The organism is Micromonospora orduensis, assembly GCF_006228125.1.
In the GTDB taxonomy this organism is placed as follows: Bacteria; Actinomycetota; Actinomycetes; order Mycobacteriales; family Micromonosporaceae; genus Micromonospora; species Micromonospora orduensis.
The window spans coordinates 11,516-35,902 of the sequence record NZ_VDFY01000093.1; the positions used below are offsets into that span (position 1 = coordinate 11,516).

At 70.3% G+C, this 24,387-nt stretch carries 20 protein-coding genes and 3 pseudogenes; 10 read left to right on the top strand and 13 right to left on the bottom strand.

All coding sequences use genetic code 11. The features are described from left to right. Positions 1–67: 67 nt before the first annotated feature. The 4 genes and pseudogenes from FHG89_RS05020 to FHG89_RS05035 all read left to right on the top strand — a co-directional run. A complete protein-coding gene (locus FHG89_RS05020) occupies positions 68–1,822 on the top strand; it encodes an NAD(P)H-dependent oxidoreductase subunit E (RefSeq protein WP_139583152.1) in 1,755 nt (584 codons plus the stop codon). After that, the gene (fdhF, locus tag FHG89_RS05025; protein ID WP_139583153.1) at positions 1,823–4,504 is read left to right on the top strand and encodes a formate dehydrogenase subunit alpha; all 2,682 of its coding nucleotides are present in this window, start codon (positions 1,823–1,825) and stop codon (positions 4,502–4,504) included. Between the two features lie 46 nt (positions 4,505–4,550). Continuing rightward, positions 4,551–4,769 (top strand): annotated as a pseudogene (locus FHG89_RS05030) (heavy metal translocating P-type ATPase); the annotation flags it as partial. Positions 4,770–4,894: 125 nt separating this feature from the next. Beyond that, a pseudogene (locus FHG89_RS05035) lies at positions 4,895–5,795 on the top strand (AMP-dependent synthetase/ligase); the annotation flags it as partial. A gap of 110 nt (positions 5,796–5,905) precedes the next feature. Here the strand turns inward: FHG89_RS05035 and FHG89_RS33550 are convergent. The 6 genes and pseudogenes from FHG89_RS33550 to FHG89_RS05055 all read right to left on the bottom strand — a co-directional run bounded on the left by FHG89_RS33550 (position 5,906) and on the right by FHG89_RS05055 (position 10,860). After that, positions 5,906–6,790 (bottom strand): lysylphosphatidylglycerol synthase domain-containing protein, encoded by an 885-nt coding sequence (locus FHG89_RS33550; RefSeq protein WP_244295170.1) that lies wholly within the window; start codon positions 6,788–6,790, stop codon positions 5,906–5,908. Between the two features lie 16 nt (positions 6,791–6,806). Continuing rightward, positions 6,807–7,286, bottom strand: coding sequence for a BUD32 family EKC/KEOPS complex subunit (locus tag FHG89_RS33555; RefSeq protein WP_244295171.1), 480 nt, complete (start codon positions 7,284–7,286; stop codon positions 6,807–6,809). Positions 7,287–7,624: 338 nt separating this feature from the next. Continuing rightward, positions 7,625–7,816 (bottom strand): annotated as a pseudogene (locus FHG89_RS34400) (phosphatase PAP2 family protein); the annotation flags it as partial. Positions 7,817–8,293: 477 nt separating this feature from the next. Continuing rightward, positions 8,294–8,968, bottom strand: a complete 675-nt coding sequence (locus tag FHG89_RS05045) for a GntR family transcriptional regulator (RefSeq protein WP_139583154.1) — start codon at positions 8,966–8,968, stop codon at positions 8,294–8,296. 70 nt (positions 8,969–9,038) lie between these two features. Next, positions 9,039–9,980, bottom strand: a complete 942-nt coding sequence (locus tag FHG89_RS05050) for a 3-carboxyethylcatechol 2,3-dioxygenase (protein ID WP_139583155.1) — start codon at positions 9,978–9,980, stop codon at positions 9,039–9,041. Position 9,981: 1 nt separating this feature from the next. Next, positions 9,982–10,860, bottom strand: coding sequence for an alpha/beta fold hydrolase (locus tag FHG89_RS05055; RefSeq protein ID WP_139583156.1), 879 nt, complete (start codon positions 10,858–10,860; stop codon positions 9,982–9,984). Between the two features lie 203 nt (positions 10,861–11,063). Between FHG89_RS05055 and FHG89_RS05060 the strand changes: the two genes are divergently transcribed. The 6 genes from FHG89_RS05060 to FHG89_RS05085 all read left to right on the top strand — a co-directional run bounded on the left by FHG89_RS05060 (position 11,064) and on the right by FHG89_RS05085 (position 17,160). After that, positions 11,064–12,170, top strand: coding sequence for an alcohol dehydrogenase catalytic domain-containing protein (locus tag FHG89_RS05060; RefSeq protein ID WP_139583157.1), 1,107 nt, complete (start codon positions 11,064–11,066; stop codon positions 12,168–12,170). A gap of 10 nt (positions 12,171–12,180) precedes the next feature. Continuing rightward, positions 12,181–12,780, top strand: coding sequence for a cysteine hydrolase family protein (locus FHG89_RS05065; RefSeq protein WP_139583158.1), 600 nt, complete (start codon positions 12,181–12,183; stop codon positions 12,778–12,780). A gap of 196 nt (positions 12,781–12,976) precedes the next feature. After that, the gene (locus tag FHG89_RS05070) at positions 12,977–13,798 is read left to right on the top strand and encodes a 2-keto-4-pentenoate hydratase (RefSeq protein ID WP_139583159.1); all 822 of its coding nucleotides are present in this window, start codon (positions 12,977–12,979) and stop codon (positions 13,796–13,798) included. After that, positions 13,795–14,757: an acetaldehyde dehydrogenase (acetylating) gene (locus FHG89_RS05075; RefSeq protein WP_139583160.1), complete on the top strand. Its 963-nt coding sequence runs from the start codon at positions 13,795–13,797 to the stop codon at positions 14,755–14,757. Before FHG89_RS05070 ends, FHG89_RS05075 begins: the two co-directional genes overlap by 4 nt. Positions 14,758–14,786: 29 nt before the next feature. Continuing rightward, the gene (gene dmpG, locus FHG89_RS05080) at positions 14,787–15,818 is read left to right on the top strand and encodes a 4-hydroxy-2-oxovalerate aldolase (protein ID WP_139583161.1); all 1,032 of its coding nucleotides are present in this window, start codon (positions 14,787–14,789) and stop codon (positions 15,816–15,818) included. A 385-nt stretch (positions 15,819–16,203) separates the two neighbouring features. Next, on the top strand, positions 16,204–17,160 hold the full coding sequence (locus FHG89_RS05085) for a LysR family transcriptional regulator (protein WP_139583162.1): 957 nt from the start codon (positions 16,204–16,206) through the stop codon (positions 17,158–17,160). Here FHG89_RS05085 and FHG89_RS05090 read toward each other — a convergent pair. Genes FHG89_RS05090 through FHG89_RS05120 form a run of 7 tightly spaced genes read right to left on the bottom strand, consistent with a single transcriptional unit; the run spans position 17,085 to position 24,386 of the window. Then, positions 17,085–18,320, bottom strand: coding sequence for a vWA domain-containing protein (locus tag FHG89_RS05090; protein ID WP_139583163.1), 1,236 nt, complete (start codon positions 18,318–18,320; stop codon positions 17,085–17,087). The two genes, FHG89_RS05085 and FHG89_RS05090, sit on opposite strands and share 76 nt — an antisense overlap. Next, positions 18,317–19,129 (bottom strand): SRPBCC family protein, encoded by an 813-nt coding sequence (locus FHG89_RS05095; protein ID WP_139583164.1) that lies wholly within the window; start codon positions 19,127–19,129, stop codon positions 18,317–18,319. The genes FHG89_RS05090 and FHG89_RS05095 overlap by 4 nt, the downstream gene beginning before the upstream one ends. Then, complete coding sequence (locus tag FHG89_RS05100; RefSeq protein ID WP_139583165.1) at positions 19,126–19,995, bottom strand: AAA family ATPase; 870 nt, start codon at positions 19,993–19,995, stop codon at positions 19,126–19,128. The genes FHG89_RS05095 and FHG89_RS05100 overlap by 4 nt, the downstream gene beginning before the upstream one ends. Further along, positions 19,992–20,570 carry a nucleotidyltransferase family protein gene (locus FHG89_RS05105; protein WP_139583208.1) on the bottom strand — a complete coding sequence of 193 codons (579 nt, stop codon included), beginning with the start codon at positions 20,568–20,570 and terminating at the stop codon, positions 19,992–19,994. Before FHG89_RS05105 ends, FHG89_RS05100 begins: the two co-directional genes overlap by 4 nt. A gap of 2 nt (positions 20,571–20,572) precedes the next feature. After that, positions 20,573–21,439, bottom strand: coding sequence for an XdhC family protein (locus tag FHG89_RS05110; protein ID WP_139583166.1), 867 nt, complete (start codon positions 21,437–21,439; stop codon positions 20,573–20,575). An 11-nt stretch (positions 21,440–21,450) separates the two neighbouring features. Further along, positions 21,451–23,841: an aerobic carbon-monoxide dehydrogenase large subunit gene (locus tag FHG89_RS05115; RefSeq protein ID WP_139583169.1), complete on the bottom strand. Its 2,391-nt coding sequence runs from the start codon at positions 23,839–23,841 to the stop codon at positions 21,451–21,453. Beyond that, a complete protein-coding gene (locus FHG89_RS05120; RefSeq protein ID WP_139583170.1) occupies positions 23,838–24,386 on the bottom strand; it encodes a (2Fe-2S)-binding protein in 549 nt (182 codons plus the stop codon). The genes FHG89_RS05115 and FHG89_RS05120 overlap by 4 nt, the downstream gene beginning before the upstream one ends. Between the last annotated feature and the right edge of the window lies 1 nt (position 24,387).

The following is a 24,387-nucleotide window of genomic DNA, read 5'->3' on the forward strand; positions in this document are numbered from 1 at the left end:
GACCGCGAGCAACCTCGAAGCGGACGTACGTTTGCGGAAGGGGCAGCGGTGCGCGGGGGATGGTGCGATGGGTGAGCCGCGGGAGGCGTTCGTCGAGTTGCAGGAGCGCCTGGGCCGGCCGGGCACGCGGATGCTGGATCGGCTTCGGCAGGCGCAGGACGAGGACGGGCGGGTCGACGCCGAGGATCTGGCGCGGGCCGCTGGCGAGTTCGGCTGGCCAGTGGCGGCCGTGACCGGCTCGGCGACCTACTACGCAGACTTCGCCGAGGGCCGGCGGGGCCGACGCCACGTCCGGGTGTGCGAGGGCACCTCGTGCTTTGTGGGCAGCCAAGGCCAGCACATCGCACTCCTGGAGCGGGCACTGGGCGTACGCCTGGGCGAGTGCGCCGCGGACGGGTCGGCGTCCCTGCAGGGCGTTCGGTGCCTGGGCTACTGCTACGACTCACCCGCCCTCCTCGATGGGGAGCTACCAGCCACGGGGGATGTTCTGGGCGGACTGTTCGGTGACCCGCTCGCCGCGCAGCGACGAACGAGGCCCGGCTGTGCGGAACCGCTGAAGATGCAGGCGGCGCAGATACCGTACGCGAGCATGGTCGAGCGGCCGGTGGTGCTGGCCGGGCTGGTCGGTGGCGAGGAATCGTGGGCGGTGTGGCCCGGCGTGGTGACGGCCGGTTCCCGCGAGAAGATCATGAACGAGATTGCCAGGTCGGGCTTACGTGGGCGGGGCGGAGCCGATTTCCCGGTGGCGGAGAAGTGGTCGATGACCGCCGGCGAGCCCGCACCCCGGTACGTGGTGGGCAACGCCGACGAGGGTGATCCCGGTTCGTACGGCGATCGACTGCTGATGGAGCACGACCCGCACCGGATCCTGGAAGGTCTGGCGTTGGCCGGCTTCGCGGTGGGCGCGCGGAACGGGCTGATCCTCGTGCGATCGGAGTATCCGACGGCGGCCGACCGGCTGCGTGTCGCGGTAACGCAGGCGCGGGAGGCCGGTCACCTGGGAAAGGGGGTGCACGGATCGCCGGTCGACTTCGACGTGGAGATCGTGGTGGGCGCCGGCTCGTACGTCGCGGGGGAGGAGACGGCGTTGCTGCACGCCCTGGCCGGCTTGCGGGCGGCGGTGCGGGCGCGTCCTCCGTACCCGACCAGTCACGGCTTCCTCGGTCGACCGACCGCGGTCAACAACGTGGAGACGCTGGCGGCGGTGCCATGGATCGTGCGGCATGGTGGGACGGCCTACGCCCGGCTGGGCCACCCGGACGAAACCGGCACCAAGCTGGTCTGCCTGAGCCAGCGCTTCCGGCGACCGGGCGTGTACGAGGTGGAGTTCGGCGTGCCGCTGCGGCACCTCGTGGAGGATCTCGGCGGCGGGCTGCGGGAGCCGTACCAGTTGCGCGCGGTGCAGGTCGGGGGACCGCTCGGCGGCTTTCTCACCCCGGATCAGCTCGACCTGCCGCTGCTGGCCAAAGCGCTTACGGAGGCCGGGGCCGCGTTGGGACACGCCAGTCTCGTAGCGGTCGACTCGACCGTGCCCGCTACGGCGATCCTGCGGCATGCCTGGGCGTTTGCGGCGGCGGAGAGCTGCGGAGCTTGCACTCCCTGCCGGGTCGGCACCAGGCGGGGTGTCGAACTGGTCGAGCGGCTAGGGGAACCCGGCCACGCGGCAGCGGCGCTCCTCGACCACGAACCTCTGCTCGAGGTCTTGAATGTGGCGAGCCTCTGCGCGTTCGGGCGGGGGGTGGCCGGCGCCGTGCGCAGCCTGCTGCGGGTGTACTTCGACGAGCTGCACCAGCCGGCCGCCACCATTGACGGGGGTGAGTAGATGAGGTTGTCCGTAGACAACATCGGCGTCGAGGTGGCCGCGGGGGTGACCGTGCTGGACGCCGTACGGGCGGCCGGAGCGGTGGTGCCGACCCTGTGCTACGACGAGCGGCTCACCCCGCAGGGATCGTGCAGAGTCTGCCTTGTCGGCGTACGCGGGCAGGTGATGCCCGCGTGCACCACCCCCGCCGCCGAGGGGATGGAGATACACACCGACGACTCGGTCGCCCGCAGATCGGCACGGCTCGCCCTGGAGCTCCTCGTGTCCCAGCTGCCCGAGCGGGCGCTCGACATCCCCGCCGAACGCAGCGAGCTGGTACGCGCCTGCCAGCACGTCGGCCTGACCACCACCCGATTCCACGGGGCGACCCGGAACGCGGGCGTCGACCACTCCCACCCGTACGTGAAACTCGACCGGGACCTGTGCATCGCCTGCAACCGGTGCGTCCGCATGTGCGCGGAGGTGCAGGGCACATTCGCGCTCTCCCTAGCTGGACGCGGGTTCGACACCGTCGTCGTGGCCGGTACGGGCGGGCCGTGGGTGTCGTCCCCATGCGTGGCCTGCGGCGGCTGCGTCGACACCTGTCCGAGCGGGGCGCTGACCGAACCGGGGCTGGCCGACCCGCGCCCGGTCAACCGAACGGCCATCACCACCTGCGGGTACTGCGGCGTCGGCTGCACTCTGCGGGTGCACGCTCGCGACGGGTCCGTCGCCGCAATCACCCCGGTGCACGGGGCACCGGTCAACCGCGGCCACGCCTGCGTCAAAGGCCGCTTCGCGCACGCGTTCAGCCGATCCCGGGACCGGCTGACCACCCCACTGGTCCGCGACGGCGGCCGGGACTCGCCGCTACGGCCGGCGTCCTGGCAGGAGGCCCTCACCGTCGCCGCGACCCGGCTGGCGACCATCCGCGACCGCCACGGGCCCGACGCCATCGGCATGATCTCCTCCGCGCGGGCAACCAATGAGGAGAACTACCTCGCCCAGAAGTTCGCCCGCGCCGTGCTCGGCACAAACAACATCGACAACTGCTCCCGGCTATGCCACGCCCCGTCCGCGGTCGGGCTCACCGCCGCGTTCGGCTACGCCGGCGGCACCAACTCAGTCGACGACCTCGACCACACCGACTGCATTCTGATCGCCGGCGCGAACCCCACGGAAGCCCATCCGGTCATCGGAGCCCGGATCAAACAGCTGGTGCTACGTGGCGCACGGCTCATCGTCATCGACCCCCGCCGCATCGACCTCGCCGAAATGGCCGACGTGCACATCCAGGCCAGGCCAGGATCCAACGTCGCCGTCTTTAACGGCATCGCCCGGGTGCTACTCGACCAGGGATACGCCGACGAAGAGTTCCTCCACACCCGCGCCAGCGGCCTCGACGAACTCACCACGCTGCTGGCCGACTATCCACCCGACCACGCGGCACGGCTCGCCGGCGTCGCACCGGAGACGCTGGTCGCGGCGGCCCGCCTCTACGGGACAGCGCATCGCCCGGCGATCGTCTACGGCCTCGGCATCACTGAGCACGCCCACGGCACCGACGGCGTACGCACCCTGTCCAACCTCGCCATCCTCAAAGGCGCGGTGGGCACTCCCGGCTGCTGCGGTGTGCTGTCCATGCGCGGGCAAAACAACGTACAAGGCGCCTCGGACATGGGGGCTCTGCCGGACATGCTCCCCGGCTACCAGCACGTTAGCGACCCTGACGTCCGCGCGCGGTTCAACCGGGCCTGGCAGGCCGAGGTGCCTGCCAGGCCCGGGCTGCGCATCCTGGACATGTTCGCCTCAGCAATCGCCGGGCGAGTGCGGGCGATGTATGTCATCGGCGAGGACATCGCACAGACCGACCCCGACAGCGGCAACGTGCGCCGGGCACTGGCCGCCTGCGACCTCGTCATTAACCACGACCTGTTCCTCTCCACCACCGCCGAACACGCCGACGTGGTGTTCCCGGCGGTGCCCTTCCTCGAGAAAGACGGCACATTCGTCAACTTCGACCGCCGCATCCAGCGGGTCCGTCCCGCACTGGACCCACCCGGACAGGCCCGCAGCGACTTCGATATCCTGCACCTGCTCGCCCGCGCAATGGGCGCCGAACTCGGCTGCCCTACCCCCGACGGCGCGATGGCCGAATGCGCCGCGCTGACCCCCACCTTCGCCGGCATCTCCCACGCCCGGCTCGACCGCGACGGCCCACTGCACTGGCCCTGCCGCAGCACGAACCAACCCGGCGAGGGACGCCTCTACCTTGACTCGTTCGCCACCCCCGATGGCCGAGCCGCGCTGGCCGCCCGCCCGTACCTGCCGCCCGGAGAGCAACCAGACACCAGCTTCCCGTACGTCCTGATCACGGGACGTCGGCTGGCGCACTACAACAGCGGCTCGATGAGCCGCCGGACCCCCAACCAACAACTCCACCCACACGAGGTCCTCGACCTGCACCCAGACGACGCCGCCCGGCTCGGACTGACCGACGGCGACCTTGTCGAAGTGAGCAGCCGACGGGCAACCGTCACCTTCCCCGTCCACCTGACCGACTCGATCGCACCCGGCGAGATGTTCACCGCCTTCAACTTCCCCGACACCCCCACCAACGCCCTCACCTCCGACGCCACCGACACCGAAACCGGCTGCCCCGAATACAAGATCACCGCGGTGTCCCTGAACCCGGTTCCATAAGCGCGAGGGCAAGACGGCGGGCGAACTCGCGCCACATGAATACAAGCTGCTGGCCGGCGCGGCCTGGCTGCTCAGCGGGCAGCTCATCCGCGCGGTGGCGGTCCTCGTGGTGGCCACCCCCTGTCTGCGGCTGCTGGCCACCCCGATCGCAATCGTCTCCGGGTCGTCCCGGGTGGCCCGCCGCGGCATGCTGGTCCGCGACGGCGGCTCGCTGGAGCTGCTCGGCCGCGCCGTCGACCGGTACGCCCGCCGCATTGCGGGCCGGATCGCCACCGCCGCAATGGGCCTGGCGTCGTCGCGATGATCGTGCCGCCGGTCGGCTGCCCCCGGTCGCCGGGCGGCTCGCCGTTCCCGTGCGCACTCGCCTTCTCCGCGTTACCACATGTTGGCGGGTGGTTGTGGAGCGTCGCCGAGCAGGTCGCGGAGCGCTACAGTCGTGCCCTCGACGACCGCGGCGGGCCGGGTGTGGCTGCGGCTGGCGCACGGCGCCTGCGACAGGGTGGCCTACCGCGCGCTGCGTGACAGCCTGGGTGGGCGATGCCGCACGGTCATCGTCGGCGGCGCGCCGATGGACGAGCGGTTGAGCCACTTCTTCCGTGGTGCCGACGTGCGCGTGCTGGAGGGCTACGGCCTGACCGAGACGTCACCGGCGTTGACCGTCAACCGACCCGACCGGCAGCGTATCGGCACCGTCGGGCCGCCGCTGCCCGACGCGCGGATTCGGGTGGCCGCCGACGGCGAGATCCAGGCTCACGGCCCGATGGTGTTCGGCGGCTACTGGAACAACCCGGACGCCACCCGCAACGCGTTCACCGACGACGGTTGGCTGCGCACCGGAGACCTCGGCCACTCGACACCGACGGGTTCCTGCACGTCAGCGGCCGCAAGAAGGATCTCATCGTGACGGCGGCGGGTAAGCATGTCGCTCCCGCCCCGATCGAGGAGGCCGTCCGCGCCCATCCGCTGGTCAGCCAGTGCGTGCTCGTCGGTGACGGCCGCCCCTACGTGGCCGCGTTGGTGGCCGTCGATTTCACCGCCTGGCAGCGGTGGCGGGGCACGCGAGGGGACCGTGGACGAACCGCGTGATGATCCGCGTCTGCGCGCCGAGGTCCGGCTCGCGGTGGACCGCGTCAACCACGGCCTGTCCCGGGCCGAGCAGGTCAAGACGTTTCGCATCCTGCCCCGTGAGCTCACCGAGGTCGACGGTGAGCTGACCCCGACGCTCAAGGTGATACGCGCCGTGGTGGCCGTGCATTTCGCCGCGGACATCGACGATCTGTACCGGGGGCACGCCGGCGCACGCCCGGCGGACCCCGTCGCGGGACCGGCTGCCACCGCGAACCCGTCCGATGGCCCCCGCCCCGGATCACGAACGCCGCGGTGACCGACACGCGCCGGTGTTCACAGCAGCCGGCGGCGGGTCAGGACCCGGAAGGCCAAATAGTCCGGGGGTACCGCGGTGTCCAGCGGCAGCCCGTAGAGCAGCAGGCCGGAGACGAGTGCGGCTTCGGTGGCACCGAGCCCGCCGGAAGTGGGTGCGGCGGATGCGACACCCTCGCCGACGAGGCAGACCAGGATCACCGGGGGCAGGTGCACCAGCGGGACCGGCCCGGTGGCGAGCAGCCCGAGGTAGAGACAGAGGCCGTAGGTGAGGGTGAGCGCCGTCGACGCGACGACGAGCCACCGCAGCCTGTGCTGGTGGCGCAGTTCGCGCAGTGCGGTCACGACCTGGCTGGCCGCCGCGCGTCCGCGCCGGCGGACCCGGGGTACGGCGAGCACCGCGGCGAGGACGAGCAGCACGGCCAGGACGCCCAGCAGTAGCGGCAACGCCCTGGTCGCATCGTGGGTGAGGATACGGGCCGGCTGTCGGGCGAACGGCAGCAGCACCGGCAGGAGCAGCACCACCGAGAACACGCCGGCGGTGCGGGAGACGGCCACGGCGGTGCCCGCGTCGGCGGCGACGAGTCCCTTCTGATGCAGGTACCGCAGGCTGAGTGCGGCGCCGCCGAGGCTGCCGGGGGCCAGCCGGTTGGCGAACGACGCGGCGACCTGTACCAGGGTGGCCTCGCCCAGCGGGACCCGGTCGGCTGCGGCCAGCCGGAGCACGAGGCCGCTGAGCAGGTAGGTCAGGGCGGAGCCGAGCAGCGTCGCGGTGACCGCGATCGGGTTGGCGAGCATGATCAGGCGCACGGCGGTGCGTATCTCGCCGAGCTGGGGGAGCAGCAGGTGCACGATCAACCCCAGGAACAGCAGTTCCAGGACCGTGCGGCGGCTGATCCGGACCACCTTTGCCGCCGGGCGGTCACGGTCGGGGTTGCGCCGCAGGATCTCCTGGCCGTAGGCAGGTCAGCATGCCGGGATGGCCGCGCAGGGCTGCCCGGCCGGCGCGGGACAGCACCGCAGGTTGCAGGAACGGCAGGCCGTCCGCGACCGCCTCGACGCCCAGGCGGTCGGCCGCGGCGGCGACCACGCTGGCCGGGTCGACCCGGGTGGACAGGGCGACCATCAGCTCGACGACGTCGCGGGCCTGCTGCTCGGCCGAGGCGTCGTCGGCGCCGAAGCCCAGGTCCACCAGGTAGGCGCAGTCGCGGCCGACGAGCACGTTCGCGGCGCGCAGGTCGCGGTGTGCGATGCCCGCCCGGTGCAGGCGCGCCACCTGTTCCCAGGCGTCGCGCACGGCGGCGAGCGGGACCGGCCCGACGACGGCGTGCAGTGGGGCGGCGTCGATGAACTCCTGCACCAGGACGGCGCTCGCCGCCGGGCATGGCGGCGGTCGTGACAACGGCCGGTATCCGGACGCCGGCGCGCTCGGCCAGCAGGGTCAGGCACGTCTCGTGTTCGCTCTGCTGGCGGGCGCTCAGGTAGGGCGGCGCGTCGGCCACGTGCCGGCAGCGCATTCCGCCGGTAGAGCTTGTAGAACCAGTCCGTGTCGCGTTGCTCGCCGCCGGTCACCTTGACGAACAGCCGCCGCCCGTCGGTGATGACCGCCTGCCAGGGCTGCGACCCGCGGGCGTCGCCGTGGATCGGCGCCAACCGTGCCACCTCGAACCCGCGCCGCCGCAGCGCCGCCCGTAGGGCGGGCACCGACCTTTGCGGCCCGACCTCACCGACCAGGAGCCGGGTCAGGCACACCGCGAGCCAGCCGACGAGGAAGCCCCCGACCACGTCGACCGGCAGGTGCGCGCCGACGTGGATCCGTGCGACGGCGACCAGCCCGATCACCGTCCAGGCCGCGCGGCGCCAACGGGGGCCGCCGGCCCGCGCGGCGACGAGCGCCAGGGCGGTGGCGACCGCGACGTGTCCCGACGGGTATCCGTACCGCCCGGTGGATCTTGAAGGTCTTCATGTGGGCCGGGGGTGTTCGACCTGCGCTCAGACATTCGGTCCCGAGTCACCGCTGCACGACGGTCCGGGCGGTGGTCGACGAGCCAGCGGTCGAGGTCGTTCTGCCGCAGCGTGGCGAGGGTCAGCTTCTGCTGCTGGGTCCAGTCGAGGAAGTCGCCGGCGCGGAGGACCTGCTGGCCGAGGTCGTTGCGGGTGGCGCGGCTGACGGGTCCGCGCGCGGGCGGTTTACCACGTGCCCACGTGGGCGGCCTGGTCGATGGTGAAGCGAGGATGCCCGACTCCGCATAGCGCCCGGCTTTCTGACCGCCGACCAACGCCGGTCATGGGACGCCCTCGCGTCTGCTTGCTATCCCGCAACCCTTGGAGTCGATCATCTAGGGGTTGCATCGGCGATAGCCGGTGCGCGATGTCGGCGACAGGCACCAACTCCGATAGTAACTACGATCAGTCGGCGAAGAGCCGGGTGATGGATCGGATGTGGTGGTCCATGGCGGCTCTGGCGACGGTGTCGTTGCGATCCCGGATTGCGGTTCGTATCAAGTCGTGGTCGTGATTTCGGGCATCGACGGCGCCAGCGATGGGTGCGGCGCCGGCGAAGCCGTACATCAGGAAGTCTGACAGTACCCACATGCGCTGGCTGAGGTCGGCTATGAGCGGCGAACGTGCCATCCGGTGGATGACCCGGTGGAAGCCGGCGTTGTACTGGAAGTAGTCGCGACTGCGTTGGGCGACCTCGGGGGTGTGTTCCGCTTGATGTAGCAGCTCGAACGCGTGGTCGAGCTCTACGAGTTCCTCTGGGGTGTGTCGACGGGCCGCTGCTGCTGCGATATCACCCTCGAACGAGCCGAAGACGCCGAAGAAGTCGCGCGCCTCCTGCTGGGTGTACTGCCGGACAACACAGCCGCTCTGGGGCACGATCTCCACGAGTCCCATCGTGGCGAGTCGTCGCAGCGCCTCCATGACGGGTTGTTTGCTGACCCCGAACTCTTCCTTGATTGCATCGATCGGCACGCGGGAGCCGGGTGGGTACGTGCCCTCGACGAGCTGTTCTCGCAGGCGGTCGAAGAGCAGACGTCCCAACGGGACGTCTGTTCTTCCCGATTCGGTGGCTATGCTCATCGCGGTTCCCAATCTCAGGTGCTGGCGCTGGGCACAAGCCAACCATGTCGACGAGTCTCGTCGGTCGTGCTCAGTCGAGGGTCACAGTGGTCAGGCCGAATCCCGCAATCAGCTCACGGATCGGTCGGTAGTAGCTGTACTGAACGCTGTAAGCGCCACAGGATCCTAGTGCGGCATAGGCCGCGATCCAGGACCGCACCTCGTGTGAGGAGTTCCCGGCGATCCTGGCCATCTCCTCTGGCGTCCACGCATCCAGGCTGGTCAGGTCACCCGAGGCGAGGGTGGCCATGAGGGCGCGGTCCCAATCGGGGGCGAGGTCCTGGATATCGGCGGTGCCTGCTGCGAAGGCCCTGGCGGTCTCGACGACGCGCTGCTCTCGTTCCTTCCGCCAGCCCGGAGTCGCGGGCAGATGGTGACCCAGCAGGACCCGGCGCTGCTCAGGCGTGGCAGTTGCCAGTCGAGCGACGGGCGGGTCGTGGGAGAGACCGCCAGAGGCGATGAGCAGGGTCCTCATCTCCAGTTGGGCGACATGGCGGCCGACTGCTTCGCCGAGAAGCCGGACTCGCTGGAGCGGGGTGAAGGGTGGTGCGACTGAGTTGAGGAAGATCGGCACCACGGGGCGGGCGGCGATGTCGCCGAAGAGGATCTCCATAGGCTGGACCGCGCCGTGGTCGAGCTCCATTTGAAGGGAGACCGCGAGGTCGATGCCTGCCGACATGGCGGCCTCGGCGATCCCTCGTGCGATCTCCTCTGGCACGTTGAGGGGGCCCCGTTGGGTGCCGTAGTCGCCGACGCTGCTCGCCGCATAGCCGATGCAGAACGGCGGCATCAGGTTGTAGAAGAAGCCGTTGTAGTGGTCCGGCCCGAAACTGATCACAAGCTCCGGGTCGAAGTCCTCCGCGAAGCGCCGGGCGGTCGTGAACGCCTGATCGAGCTCGGCTGCCACCCCAGCCTCAAGGTCGGCGTGTTCGAGCAGAGGGCTGTGAGAGGTGGCAATCAGTGCAACGGTCATCTCACACTGCTTCGTTTCCGAGCAGGAAGTCCAGGTGCACGCGGTTGAACACCGCGGTCTGCTCGTACTGTGGCCAGTGGCCGGCGTTTTCGATGACCTGCAGGCGGCCGTTGGGGATCAGCTCGGCGATGCGCCGGCCCTCGTCGACCGGGCCCGAGGGGTCCTTGGTCGTCCAGATCACCAGCGCCTCCGCCTTGATCGCACGCAGGTCGTCGTCGCTGAGCATGTTCCTCTTGCGTGTCTCGAGGTCCTGCAGAGCCATGTTCATCCGGCAGGCCCGCGGCCAGTCCGGCTGCTGGAAGATCATCTGCCGGGTCTTGATGAGGTCGGCGGTGACCATGGACGGGTCGGCCATCAGCCACTCCAGGCGCGCCTTGACCCGCTCCCAGGACGGGTCCTCCGCGGCCTGCATGGACAGCGTGTAGAGGCGCTCCATCACCTGCGGGTTGGCCATCGTGCCGCCCATGGTGTTGAGCACGATCCGCTCCACCTTGTCGGGATAAAGCTGGGCGAAACGGGCCGCTACCCATCCGCCCAGCGATTCGCCGCTGAAGTACGCCTTGTCGTAGCCGAGCGTGTCCATGACGTGGTGGACCTGGTCGATGTAGTGGGGGATCTCAAGAGGGTGGTCGGGCTTGGCCGAGTAACCGTGCCCGATGAAGTCGATGGCGTAGACGTTGAAGTGCTCGGCGTGCGCCTTCAGGTTCCGCACGTAGGCCTCGGCGTGACCGGTGACACCGTGCAGCATGAGCAGCAGTGGCTTGTCCTGCGCCCCTGCCTTCAGGTAGCGGGTCCGGTAGGGCCCCGCCTGGATGAAGCCCTGGCTGAACTCCACCTGGGCGAGGTCTGACCACACACTGGTGAACTCACGCTCGGTCATGTCCGTCCTTCCCCTCGACGTCTGAACTAGCATGCTAGCTGGCCGATGTAATGTCCATACCGAGCGGCGTACGAAAGAAACTTTGCCAGGTAGTGGTTGTGGTAACGATCACCTCGTGCCACGATGTGGCATGCCAATCTGCGGCGGCCCCGTTCCCGGGAGGCTGCCGAACGCCACCTGTGAGGAGTCCGAACATGGCAACGATGCGAGCCGCGCGGCTGCACGAAGTCGGCGGCAAGTTCCAGATCGACGAGATTGAGAAGCCGAGCCCGGGTGACCAGGACGTGATTGTCCGCGTCGAGGCGGCGGCCATCGTCCAGAACCTGCGCAACGTCATCAACACCTACCCGACAGTCAAGCCCTTCCTTCCCCTGCCGCAGCTGCCTGCTGTCTTCGGCATGGACAGTGCCGGCGTGATCACCGAGGTCGGTTCCCGGGTACGCAACCTCAAGCCCGGCGACCGGGTCTACATCAACCCCGGCCTGGATTCCGGGGACTCGTGGGCCGCCCGCAACGGCGAGCCGATGAACGACCCGGCCTACACGTTCATGGGCTACTTCGGCTTCGGACCGGAGTCCGCCGAGATCCACAAGGACTATCCGTACGGCGGGCTTGCGGAGTACGTGAAGGCGCCAGTCAAGAACGTCATCGTCATCCCGGAGAACGTTCCGCTCGACCACGCCACGCGCTTCGGCTACCTGGGCACGGCCTACAGCGGCCTACGCAAGGGCGACGTCCGTGCCGGCATTAGCGTCCTGATCCACGGTGCGACCGGGACTCTCGGCGTCAACGCCGTCCTCCTGGCGCGCGCCATGGGGGCAACCCAGATCTTCGCCGTGGCGCGCGACAAGGAGCGCTTGGAGCGGGTCCGTCAGATCGACCCGGCACGCATCAAGGTCCTCTCCTTCGGCGAGCAGGAGGTTGGTGAGTGGGTCCGGTCCCACACGGATGGACGCGGCGTCGACGTGTTCCTCGACGCCACCGGTGACACCGCGACGGCTGACGTGACGATGGCTGGAATCTGGGCGCTGCGCCGTGGAGGCCGGATGGTCAGCATCGGCGCCATGCCCGAGGATCTCCCCATCCCCATGTACCGGCTCATGACCATGCATATCAGCATCATCGGATCTCTGTGGTTCACCACCGCCGAGGGTGAGGACATGGCCCGGATGGCGGCTGCCGGCACTCTCGACCTGAGCCACCTCGACGCCTACCACTTCCCGCTCGAGCAGGCCAACGAGGCCGTGCAGGCGGCGGCCAACCACCGCGACGGCGGATTCGCCAGCGTCATCGTCCAGCCCCACAAGTGAGGACCCACTGATGAACCAGCTCAACGCGTCCAAGACGGCGCTTCTCATCGTGCATCTCCAGCACGACATCGTCACGGCGGGAACCGCCTTCGGGACGATCTTCTCTGCCGAGTACACCGCCCGCGACGTCATCACGAAGGTCAACGCGGCGGCAAAGCCACTGCGCGACAGGGGCGGAGTCGTGGTTCCGCTGCGTATCGCGTTCGCACCCGATCACTCCGACCTGAACCCCACGCTTCCGCTGCTGCAAATGGTGGCGCAGGCAGGCTGTCTCAAGGACGGCACGGAGGGCGCAGCCCTCGTTCCCGACCTCACGGTCACCGAGTCCGACGTGGTCATCACGCACAAGCGACCGGGCCCGTTCACCGACTCCGCACTGGCCGACCTTCTCAACGAGCGCGGAATCGAGAACGTCATCGTGTGCGGCGTCGCAACCAACGCATCTGTCGAAGGCGCCGTGCGACAGGCCGCCGACCTCGGTTACCACACCGTGGTCCTTTCGGACGCGTCATCCGCCGCGGACGCCGGCGCCCACGAAGCATCTCTGGGCTCGATGGGGCTGTTCGCCGCCGTCGCAACCGTTGACGAGTTCACCTCTCAACTGTCTTGACCGCTCGGCGCGCCGGCGAATCGCCCGCGCGCGCCATCTTCGGGGTCTCCGGCCATGTCAGCCGCATTTCCGGAGACCCCGACGCTCCACAGCAAGCACCGGACGCGTCCGCCCATCGCACGTCGTACCGATGACAGCGGTAGCCCAGCCGCGGGCCTGCCCGAGTCCTCGGCGGCGACCCGACACGAGGACACAGATGACCCAGATACCCACAAGCACCGATCGGGCCGCCGCCATCACTCAGGCGGCCGACCGGCTCGAATCCGCAGCGCGCAACGGCACGCCGTGCGAGCCGGTGCGTGACCTGCTCGGTGACAGCGACATGGAGCTGGCCTACGCGGTACAGCAGCGACTCACCAGGAACCGGCTCGCTGCAGGCGCGCGTATCGTCGGCCGCAAGGTCGGCCTCACCTCTCCCGCCGTACAGCAGCAGCTGGGGGTGGACCGGCCCGACTTCGGGGTGCTGTTCGACGACATGGATGTCTCCCACCTGCCCGTAATCCCGAGTGGGCGACTGCTCCAGGCCAAGGCGGAAGCGGAGATCGCGTTCGTACTGGGAGCGGACCTCAACTCCGAGAACTTGTCGGTCGACGTCGTCCGTGCCGCGGTTGACTACGCCGTCGCCGCGCTGGAGATCGTCGACAGCCGGGTGGCGGACTGGGACATCCGCATCACCGATACCGTCGCCGACAACGCTTCCAGCGGGCTCTACGTGCTCGGCTCGCAGCGGGTGCCGCTCACCGACTTCGAGCCGGTCGACGTCACGATGCGGATGTACGTCGACGACGACCTGGTGTCCGAGGGCTACGGCGCCGCGTGCCTCGGCGATCCGCTCAACGCGCTGCTCTGGTTGGCTCGTACCACCCGTGAGCTCGGCGAGCCGTTGCGTGCCGGCCAGGTCGTACTCTCCGGCGCGCTCGGCCCGATGGTTGCCACTCCCACCGGCGCTAGGGTCCGAGCCGAGATCTCCTCCCTCGGCACCGTGACCGCCACGTTCTCGGCGAAGGAAATGCGATGAGCAAGATCAAGGTGGCCGTGATCGGCTCCGGCAATATCGGCACGGACCTGATGATCAAGGTCCTGCGACTCTCCGAAACCCTCCAGATGGGCGCGATGGTCGGCATCGACCCGGAATCCGACGGTCTGGCTCGAGCCCGACGGCTAGGCGTGCCCACCACCCACGAGGGCGTGGACGGGCTGATCGCGATGGACGGCTTCGACGACATCGAGATCGTCTTCGACGCCACTTCCGCCTCCGCACACGTGGTCAATGCCAGGAAGCTTTCCCCCTACGACAAGAAGGTGGTCGATCTCACCCCCGCTGCGATCGGCCCGTACGTGGTGCCTCCGGTCAACCTCGATGAACACCTCGACAGCGACGTCGACAACGTCAACATGGTCACCTGCGGTGGCCAAGCCACCATCCCGATCGTGCACGCCATCTCCAGCGTCACACCGGTCCCCTACGCCGAAATCGTCGCCTCGATCTCGTCCCGCTCCGCCGGGCCGGGCACACGCGCGAACATCGACGAGTTCACCGAGACCACCAGGGCAGCGATCGAGAGGGTCGGCGGCGCCCTGCGCGGCAAGGCCGTGATCATTCTGAACCCTGCCGAACCCCCGCTGATCATGCGCGACACCGTCTTCGCGCTCATCGGTGACGCCGACCACAACGCGATCCGCTCCTCAGTGGCGGACATGGTCAAGCAGGTCGCGGCGTACGTGCCTGGCTACCGCCTGAAGCAGGAGGTTCAGTTCACCCCCATCCCGGACGACGAGCCGGTGCACACGCTGCTCCCCACGGGCGCCGGACCGGCGACGACCAAAGTAACGGTGTTCCTCGAAGTCGAGGGCGCAGCGCACTACCTGCCCGCCTACGCCGGCAACCTCGACATCATGACCTCCGCCGCGCTCCGTACCGCGGAGGCGATCGCCGCCCGCCTCACCACCAGGTTCGCCCGTGAGGTGACCCGTTGACGACCCCTGCCGACCGAGAGACCAACGCCATGACCGACTCCGCCCCTGTGAATCTTTACATCCAGGACGTCACCCTGCGCGATGGAATGCACGCCGTGCGCCACCGGGTCTCGCCGGACGACGTCGCGAAAATCGTCGCCGCCCTCGACGCCGCAGGCGTCGACGCGATCGAGGTCGCCCACGGTGACGGCCTCGCCGGGGGGTCACTCAACTACGGCCCCGGGTCGAACAGCGACTGGGAGTGGATCGAGGCCGCGGCCGACAACATCAAAACCGCCACTCTCACTACCCTGCTGCTGCCCGGCATCGGCACGGTCGCAGAACTCGAGCAGGCCTACCGGCTCGGCGTCCGCTCGGTGCGGGTCGCGACCCACTGCACCGAGGCCGACGTGTCCGCCCAGCACATCGCCCACGCCCGCGACCTCGGCATGGACGTCTCAGGCTTCCTGATGATGAGCCACATGGCCCCGGCCGACGAGCTGGCGAAGCAGGCGAAGCTCATGGAGTCCTACGGAGCGGACTGCGTCTACGTCACCGACTCAGGCGGTCGCCTCACCATGAACGGTGTACGCGAGCGGATCCGCGCCTACCGGGACGTCCTCGACCCCCAGACCGAGATCGGCATCCACGCCCACGAGAACCTTTCGCTGTCGGTGGCCAACTCGGTCATAGCAGTCGAGGAGGGCGTGACCCGCGTCGATGCCTCGCTGGCCGGTCATGGTGCCGGAGCCGGCAACTGCCCCATCGAGCCGTTCATCGCCGTGGCCAACCTGCACGGATGGACCCACCGCTGCGACCTTTTCGCGCTCCAGGACGCCGCCGACGACCTCGTCCGGCCACTCCAGGACCGCCCGGTACGCGTGGACCGCGAGACCCTCACCCTCGGATACGCCGGCGTCTACTCCAGCTTCCTCCGGCACGCCGAGGCAGCCTCGAAGCACTACGGCATCGACGTACGCACCATCTTGCTCGAGGTCGGTAAGCGGCAACTCGTCGGCGGACAGGAGGACATGATCGTCGACATCGCGCTCGACCTGCTGGCCTCCCGCACGGCGAGCTGAGTCTCGCCCGGGGATGGTGTCCGCCGCTGTACGGTGCCAAAACGCCATGGTCCGCCATTCCCCCGCAGCGGATCGCAGTCGGGGACCTGCCAGCGGATGCGGTCGTCGGGCCAAAACAGGGCCGGCCGGTGGTGTCAGCGGCGGAGGCTGTCAGCAAGGCGCCCGTTGACGTGGGAAGTGCGTTCCGCGTCGAGGCCTACGATGGGGATCGCCGCGCTGGCGGACGGCCCGCGCGATCGGGCACCCCCCGACCGGACCTTCTTCGATCAGGCAGCCCCGATTCTGAGCTGGCACTGGCGGCAGGGCGGCTGACCGGGAATGATCGAGGCACATCGCGGGATGTCCGGATCACTCGATCGGGGAGCGGGAGAGTGGGTCGACGCCGATGACACCGACGCAGCTGCGTGCCTACGTCGCCGTCGTCCGGCTGGGATCTGTCAAGCAGGCCGCCGCGCAGCTGGAGGTCTCCGAATCGGCGGTCTCGCTGCTGATCGGCCAGTTGCGCAAGGAGTTCGGGGACCAGCTGTTCTCGCGGACGGCGGTGGGGCTGGCCTTCACCCCCGGTGGGCTGCGGTTGGCCAGCCGTGCAGCCGAGTTGCTGGGCCTGCAGGACCGTACGGTGCTGGAGGTGAGCGCGGCAGGACGCGGGCGCCGGCTGTTGCGGGTCGCCGCGTCCAGCCTGTTCGCCGAGTTCGCCGCGCCGGGACTGATCGAGCTGTTCGCGAAACGGGCTGCCGACCTCGAGGTCGAGCTGAGCGTGTGCAACCCGGGATCCTTCGAGTCGCTGCTGCTGACCCGGGCCGCGGACATCGCGATGGGGCCGCTGCCGCCGGTGGTCGACACGGCGATCGCCTGCCGGCCGGTGATGAACTACCGGCTCGTGATAGTCGTCGGCCCGGACCATCCGCTGGCCGGCGTGCCGGCGTCGCCGGGGCAGTTGCGTGACCAGACCTGGCTGCTCGGGCCGTCGGCCGCCGCCGACCTGGGCACGATGCCGGCGATGCTGCGCCGGCTCGGTGTGCCCGAGGAGCGGCAGCAGATCTTCCAGAGCCACGCGGCCGCGCTGGGCGAGGCGAAGCGCGGCAAGGGTGTCGCACCGGCGCTGTCGTTCACCGTCGCTCCGGACGTCCGCAACGGCCAGCTCGCGGCGCTGTCCGGGCCGCACGCGACGGTCGACGCGGTGTGGCATTCGATGGTGCTCACCAACCCGGGTACCCCGTCCGCCGCGGCCGAGCTGTGCCGGTTCGCGTCGACGCCGCGGGCGATTCAGGCCATGATACGCGGCGTGGGCGTCGCGGTGAACCACTTCAGGCCGTCGGTGCACGTGACGCTCTGGAGCTGACGGGCGGCGTCCACGAGGTCCCGGAACGTCGCGGCCGGCAGTAGCCGGTCACAGTAGGGCAGAGCTGCGGCCATGCCCGCCACCCGGGGAACGAACCCGGGGGCGCCGGCCCGTGGGTTCAACCAGACGATCCGGTAGGCGCGGCGGCGCAGCCGTGCCATGACGGCGGCGAGTTCGCCGGGCGGGTCGCTGTCCCAGCCGTCCGAGCCGACCACCACCACCGCCCCGCGGACCGCGTCGCCGTGATGGGACGCGAGCAGCGCCCGCAGGTTCGTGGCGATGCGGGTACCACCGAACCGGTCGGTCACGGCCGAGCTGGCCTGCGCGATCGCTGCGGTCGCCGACGTGTGTCGCAGCGCGACCGTGAGCCGGGTAAGCGTCGTCGCGAACGCGAACACCTCCGCGTCGGCGACCACCGCGAACGCCCGCAGCAGGTGCAGGTACGCGTGGGCCTGCGCCCGCATCGACTCGCTGACGTCGCACAGCAGCACGACCCGGCGCGGTCGTCGAACCGGCCGCTCGCGGACGACCTCGACGGGTTCCCACGCGGTTCGGCGGGCGCGGGCGATCGTCGGGCGCAGCGCGACCCGCCGCCCGGCCGGGCCGACGGCGTGCCGCCTGGTGCGTCGGGTCGGCCAGCCGGCGACGGCCTCGCGCAGGGCGTCGCCGAGCAGGTCGACCTGGGCGCTGTCGAGGTCCTCGAACGGCCGGTCGACGAGCCCGGCGAGGGCACTGGGGCGCCGCTCGGGCAGCCGCATCGCGGCATCGGACGCTTCCGCCTCGGCGATGGGCGGTGGCAGCATCGCCCACGGCAGCCCACCGCCGCCGCCGGTGTCGTCGGTGTCCGCGGGAACCGGCAGGTGTACGTCGTCGCGGGCACCCGACAGGGCCGCGGACCGGGTCACCGGCAGCGGCGGCGCGTCGGCGAAAACGGTGGCGAAGACGCGGTCGAACGCGGCGAGGTGGGCGTCCCGCCGGACGAAGCTGATCCGGGCGGTCCAGTAGAGCGTGGACATCTCCACGGGTGTGCTGGCGGCGAGCGCCCGGACGAAGTCGTCGGCCTCGGTGAGCCCGGCGGGCACACCGGCGTGCCGCAGCCGGCCGGCGAAGGCCACCGCGAACGTGGCGCGGTCGGTCCCGCGCAACAGGCCGGAGCTCACCGGCGCGCGACCAGCCAGGCGATCACCGCGGCGACGACGATCCCGACGAGCACCGGCACGAGGCGCTTGGTGATCGAGCCACCGGCGATGCTGAGCAGGTCGAGCGCCTCCGGTTCGGCGGCCGGCACGACGCGGGCGGTGGTGGACGGCCGTTCGACTGGCGTCGACGCGACCGTGGCCGTGTCGGGCGAGGCTGCGACGGCTGCGGGGGTATCGGGCGTGGCTGCGGGGATGTCGGGCGTGGTCGCGGTGGCTGTGGGGGTGTCGGGTGTGGTCGCGAAGGCTGTCCCGGCTGCTGCGGACTCGGGTTCGGGTCCCGCGGTGGACGCAGCCGGGCTGCCCACCGGCACCGTGCTGCCCATCTCCTCGGCCGCCAGCTTGGCCTCGAGGTTGCCGACGAACTGGGCGAGCAGCTTGCCCGACACCTCCTTGATCATGCCGCTGCCGAACTGGGCCAGCTTCCCCGAGATCTTGAGGTCGGTGTCCACGTTGACCAGGGTCCGGTCGCCATCCGGCCGCAGCCGGGCGGTGACCAGCGCGGACGCGTTGGCCGCCGACCGTGCGTCGCGGCCCTTCGCGTCGATCACTCCCCGGTACCGCGTCTCGTCCTTCTCGACGAACCGGGCGGTGCCCGCGAACTCGGAGACGACCGGCCCGACCTTGACCTTCACCTTGCCCCGGTGGACGTCGCCCTCGACGCCGGTCAGCTGCGCGCCCGGCAGGCACGGCGCGATGCCCTCGAGGTCGGTGAGGACCGCCCAGGCCCGCTCGATCGAGGTGTTGACCGTGAACTCGTTGGTGATCTTCATCCCGGGCTCTCCTGGTGGGCGCCGAGCGCGGCGGCGACGGCGGCGCGGTCGTCGGGGGTCTTGGCGATGGTGCCGATGGTCCGGAGGACGTCACCGGCGGCGATGTCGGCGGCGCCGAGCACGGATAGCGCGGCGACCCAGTCGATGGCCTCGGCCATGCCGGGCGCCTTGTCCAGCTCCAGGGCGCGCACGTCGCCGATGAACTCGGTCGCCGTACGGATCAGCGGTTCGGCCGCGCCCGGAACGGCCCGGCGGACGATCTCGGCGGCCCGGCCCGGCTCCGGGAAGTCGATCCAGTGGTACAGGCAGCGGCGGCGCAGCGCGTCGTGCAGGTCGCGGCTGCGATTCGAGGTGAGCACCACGACCGGCGGCGTGGTCGCGGCGAAGGTGCCGAGTTCGGGGATCGTGATCCCGGCCTCACCGAGGAACTCGAACAGCAGCGCCTCGAACTCGTCGTCGGCGCGGTCGATCTCGTCGATCAGCAGCACCGGCGGGACCGGCCCCTCATGGCGTATTGCCCGCAGGATCGGCCGTTCCTGGAGGAACTCCGCGCTGAACAGGTCGGCGTCGGTGAGTGTCGCGTGCCGGGCCTCGGCGAGCCGGATCGCGAGCAACTGCCGCTGGTAGTTCCACTCGTAGAGCGCCTCGCCGGCGGTCAGGCCCTCGTAGCACTGCAGCCGGATCAGCGTCGTGTCCAGCGCCCGCGCCAGCGCCTTCCCGGCCGCGGTCTTGCCGACGCCGGGCTCGCCCTCGAGCAGCAGCGGCTTGCCCAGCTTCAGCGCGAGGAAGATGGCCATCGCCATGCCGTCGTCGGCCAGATAGTCGACGGCGTCGAGCCGGCGTCGCACGGCCAGCGGATCCTTCACCGCGCCTCGCCCGTCAGCAGCCGCTCGTAGTCCGCGCGGGTGTCCACGTCGATCGGCACCGGCCCGGCCGCGGGTACCTCCGTCACCGGGTGGCGGCCGGAGTGCAGCAGCTTCCAGACGGCCTTGTCACCGTGCAGGCTGCGCAGCTCCGGAAGGACCTCGCGGGCGAACCAGAACGGATGCCCCAGCCCGTCGGCGTACCGGCACACCGCGAGCGGAGTGCTCACTGCCACGACCCTCCGCACGTCGGCGGCGCGTACGCCGGGCTGGTCGCCGAGCAGCAGGACGAGCCCGTCGGCGCGCGGGTCCACCACCTGCACCGCCGCGCTGATCGACGACCCGCAGCCCGTGCTGAGCTCCGCATTCTCGACGACCTGGACCCCGGTCAGGTCCACCCGGTCGCGGACCAGGTCCGCGCCGCCGCCGAGGGTCACGAGCAGCTGGTCGAAGGCACACGAGCGAGCCAGCTCCAGGGTGGCGTCGAGCAGCGTCCGCCCGCGGTACGGCAGCAGCTGCTTGGCCTCGCCGAGGCGTACGGACGCCCCGGCGGCGAGGACCAGGCCGGTGACGAACACGGCTACGCCGCCGTGTAGCGCGCGAGGCAGCCGGCGCAGCAGAACCACTGGTCCTGCCCGTCGACCCGCGCGTGCGGGGTGTCCGGCCCGACCAGAACGGTCATTCCGCACACCGGGTCGATGGCCTGCTGAGGGCGCGCCGCGGGTGCGCCGGGGGAGGAGGCGAGCCCGTCCACCCTGAGCGCCCGGACCACCTCGGCCATGATTGACAGGGCGATCTCCTGCGGCGAGCGCGCCCCGATCTCCAGGCCGGCCGGGGTGTGGACGCGGGCGCGTTCGGCGTCGGTCAGCGCCAGCTCGTCGAGCAGGGCCGCGCCGCGCGTGCGGCTGGCGACCAGCGCGACGAAGCCCACGCCGGCGTCCAGCGCGGCGCGGACCGCGTCCTGCTCGCCCTTGCCGAGACCGGCCACCACGACCGCGGTCGCGCCCGCGTAGCCGCCGGACGTGGAGACCTCGAAGTCGAGGAACGCGGCCAGCGTGGCCACCGCGGCGCTGATCGGCGTGCTGCCGGCCACGCCCAGCACGGGCACGGGTAGCACCGGGCGCAGGAAGATCTCGATGGCGCCGCCCGAGTGGCATGGGTTGACCACGACCAGTGCCCCCGGGGTGTCGGGGAACGTGGCCGTGCCGTCCGGCAGGACCCGCAGCAGCAGGGTGATGCCGTCGCGCAGCGTGTCCAGGGCGGCCGCCCGCACCGAACTCTCGGCGCACACCCCGCCGACGAAACCCTCGATCGTGCCGTCCGGCAGGATCACCGCGTCGTCGCCGGGCCGCGCCGACGTCGGATCCTGGGCGCGGACCACGGTGGCGTGCACGAACGGCGCGCGCGACACGGTCAGCTCCCGGGCGCGGTCGGCGATGGTCGTCATGGCGGCCTCCCTCAGACCGGCGGGCGGGCGTTGCCGCGCATCGCGTCCCAGACCCGCGATGGCGTCAACGGCATGTCGGCATGTCGTACGCCGAAGGGTTTGAGGGCGTCGACGACCGCGTTGACGATCGCGGGCGGCGACCCGACGGTGGCCGACTCGCCCACGCCCTTAGCGCCGATCGGGTGGTGCGGCGACGGGGTGACGGTGAAGCCGGTCTCCCAGTCGGGCACCTCGAGCGCCGTCGGGATCAGGTAGTCCATCAGCGACGCGCCGAGGCAGTTGCCGTCCTCGTCGAACGCGATCATCTCCATCAGGGCCATGCCGACCCCGTCGGTCAGCCCGCCGTGCACCTGCCCCTCGATGATCATCGGGTTGATCCGGGTGCCGCAGTCGTCGACCGCGATGAACCGCCGCACCTTCACCTGGGCGGTGCCGGGATCGACGTCCACCACGCAGATGTACGCGCCGTGCGGGTAGGTCAGGTTCGACGGGTTGTAGCAGATCTGCGACTCCAACCCGCCCTCGATGCCCTCGGGCAGGTCGCCGGCGCCGTGCGCGCGCAGGGCGATCTCCTGGATCGTCACCGTCTTGCCCGGGTCGCCCTTGACGAGGAAGGCACCCTTCTCCCACTCCAGGTCGGCGACCGACACCTCGAGCATCCCGGAGGCGATGATCCGGGCCTTGTCGCGGACCTTCCGGGCGACCAGGGCCGCCGCTGCACCGGACACCGGCGTCGAGCGGCTGCCGTACGTGCCGAGGCCGAACGGGGTGTTGTCGGTGTCGCCGTGCACCACGTCGATGTCGGCCGGCGGGATCCCGATCTCCTCGGCGACGATCTGCGCGAACGTCGTCTCGTGTCCCTGGCCCTGGGACTGCACGCTGAGCCGTACCACGGCCTTGCCGGTCGGGTGCACGCGCAGCTCGCAGCCGTCGGCCATGCCCAGGCCGAGGATGTCCATGTCTTTGCGGGGCCCAGCGCCGACGGCCTCGGTGAAGAACGCGATACCGATGCCCATCAGCTCGCCTCGGGCCCGCTTCTCCTCCTGCTCGCGGCGCAACGCGTCGTAGCCGGCCATGTCCATCGCCAGCCGCATGGTGGGCTCGTAGTTGCCGGAGTCGTACACCCAGCCGGTCTTCGTCGTGTACGGAAACTGCTCCGGCCGGATGAAGTTCTTCAGCCGCAGCTCTGCCGGGTCCATGCCCAGCTCGTCGGCGAGGCAGTCGACGATCCGCTCGACCAGGTAGACGGCCTCGGTGATCCGGAACGAGCAGGCGTACGCCACACCGCCCGGCGCTTTGTTGGTGTAGACAGCGGTCATCCTGCAGTAGGCGGCCTCGATGTCATAGCTGCCGGTGAACACCCCGAAGAAGCCGGCCGGGTACTTCACCGGCGCGGCGGTGCCGTTGAACGCGCCGTGGTCGGCGAGCACGTTGGTGCGGATGGCCAGGATCCGGCCGTCGAGGGTCGCCGCGATCTCGCCGCGCATGATGTAGTCGCGGGCGAAGCCGGTGCTGACCAGGTTCTCCGACCGGTCCTCCATCCACTTCACCGGCTTGCCGGTGACGATCGTGGCGACGATCGCGCAGACGTACCCGGGATAGATCGGCACCTTGTTGCCGAACCCGCCGCCGATGTCCGGCGAGATCACCTGGATCTTGTGCTCAGGGATGCCCGCCACGATGGCGTAAAGGGTGCGGTGCGCGTGCGGTGCCTGGGTGGTGGACCACAGCCGCAGCTTGCCCTCGACCGCGTCGAAGTCGGCGACCGCCCCGCACGTCTCCATCGGCGCCGGGTGCACCCGCGGGTAGACGATGTCCTGGCTGACCACCACGTCGGCGCGCCCGAACACGGCCTCGGTGGCCGCCTCGTCGCCGGTCTCCCAGTCGAAGCAGTGGTTGTTCGTCTTGCCCTCGAGGTCGTCGCGGATCAGCGGCGCACCCGGTTCCAGCGCGCGGCGGGCGTCGACGACCGGGTCGAGGACGTCGTACTCGACGTCGATCAGCTCGAGCGCGTCCCGCGCCGCGTACCGGTCGTCGGCGACGACGAACGCCACCTCCTGGCCCTGGAAGCGGACCTTGTCGGTGGCGAGCACGGCCTGCACGTCGTTGGAGAGGGTCGGCATCCAGGCCAGGTTCTGCTCCGCGAGCATCGCCCCGGTCACGACCGCCTTCACCCCGGGCGAGGCCTCGGCCGCGCTGGTGTCGATGCCGAGAATGCGGGCGTGCGCCACCGGCGCCCGGAGGATGGCGAGGTGCAGCATGCCGGGAAGCTGGACGTCGTCGACGTACCGGCCGCGGCCGCGCAGGAACCGCGGGTCCTCCTTGCGCAGCATCCGGCCGTGCCCGACCGGCTTCTGGTCGTTGTCGTGGAAGGTGTCCGGGCGCTCGTGGACGGTCGTCATGACAGGCTCCCGGCGGGCTGGCCGGCGTTCGCGATCTCACCGGCGTCGTCTGATTCGGTGGTCTCGGTGACCTGGGCCGCGGCGGCCGCCTCGTGCACGGCCGCCCAGCGCACCGACCGCACGATGGTGGCGTAGCCCGTACACCGGCAGATCTGCCCCGAGATCGCCTCACGGATCTCCGCCTCCGTCGGGTCCGGGTTCCGGTCGAGCAGCGCCCGGGCCGTCATCATCATCCCGGGCGTACAGAAACCGCACTGCAGGCCGTGACACTGCATGAACCCCTGCTGGACCGGGTCCAGCTCGCCGCCTCTGGCCAGGCCCTCGACCGTGCGCACCTCGTGACCTCCGGCCATCGCGGCCAGCACAGTGCACGACTTCACCGGCTCACCGTCCAGCCACACCACGCAGGTGCCGCAGTTGCTGGTGTCGCAGCCCCAGTGCGTGCCGGTCAGGCCCAGCACGTCCCGCAGGAAGTGCACCAGCAGCAGCCGGCCCTCGATCTCCCGAGTGACCTCGACGTCGTTGACGGTCATCGTCACCTGCATG

Bases quoted from the DNA above. Each gene is read 5' to 3' on its own strand.
- FHG89_RS05020 (WP_139583152.1), top strand. From the start codon at position 68: ATGGGTGAGCCGCGGGAGGCGTTCGTCGAGTTGCAGGAGCGCCTGGGC.
- fdhF (WP_139583153.1), top strand. From the start codon at position 1,823: ATGAGGTTGTCCGTAGACAACATCGGCGTCGAGGTGGCCGCGGGGGTG.
- FHG89_RS05045 (WP_139583154.1), bottom strand. From the start codon at position 8,968: ATGAGCATAGCCACCGAATCGGGAAGAACAGACGTCCCGTTGGGACGT.
- FHG89_RS05050 (WP_139583155.1), bottom strand. From the start codon at position 9,980: ATGACCGTTGCACTGATTGCCACCTCTCACAGCCCTCTGCTCGAACAC.
- FHG89_RS05055 (WP_139583156.1), bottom strand. From the start codon at position 10,860: ATGACCGAGCGTGAGTTCACCAGTGTGTGGTCAGACCTCGCCCAGGTG.
- FHG89_RS05060 (WP_139583157.1), top strand. From the start codon at position 11,064: ATGCGAGCCGCGCGGCTGCACGAAGTCGGCGGCAAGTTCCAGATCGAC.
- FHG89_RS05065 (WP_139583158.1), top strand. From the start codon at position 12,181: ATGAACCAGCTCAACGCGTCCAAGACGGCGCTTCTCATCGTGCATCTC.
- FHG89_RS05070 (WP_139583159.1), top strand. From the start codon at position 12,977: ATGACCCAGATACCCACAAGCACCGATCGGGCCGCCGCCATCACTCAG.
- FHG89_RS05075 (WP_139583160.1), top strand. From the start codon at position 13,795: ATGAGCAAGATCAAGGTGGCCGTGATCGGCTCCGGCAATATCGGCACG.
- dmpG (WP_139583161.1), top strand. From the start codon at position 14,787: ATGACCGACTCCGCCCCTGTGAATCTTTACATCCAGGACGTCACCCTG.
- FHG89_RS05085 (WP_139583162.1), top strand. From the start codon at position 16,204: ATGACACCGACGCAGCTGCGTGCCTACGTCGCCGTCGTCCGGCTGGGA.
- FHG89_RS05095 (WP_139583164.1), bottom strand. From the start codon at position 19,129: ATGAAGATCACCAACGAGTTCACGGTCAACACCTCGATCGAGCGGGCC.
- FHG89_RS05110 (WP_139583166.1), bottom strand. From the start codon at position 21,439: ATGACGACCATCGCCGACCGCGCCCGGGAGCTGACCGTGTCGCGCGCG.
- FHG89_RS05115 (WP_139583169.1), bottom strand. From the start codon at position 23,841: ATGACGACCGTCCACGAGCGCCCGGACACCTTCCACGACAACGACCAG.
- FHG89_RS05120 (WP_139583170.1), bottom strand. From the start codon at position 24,386: ATGCAGGTGACGATGACCGTCAACGACGTCGAGGTCACTCGGGAGATC.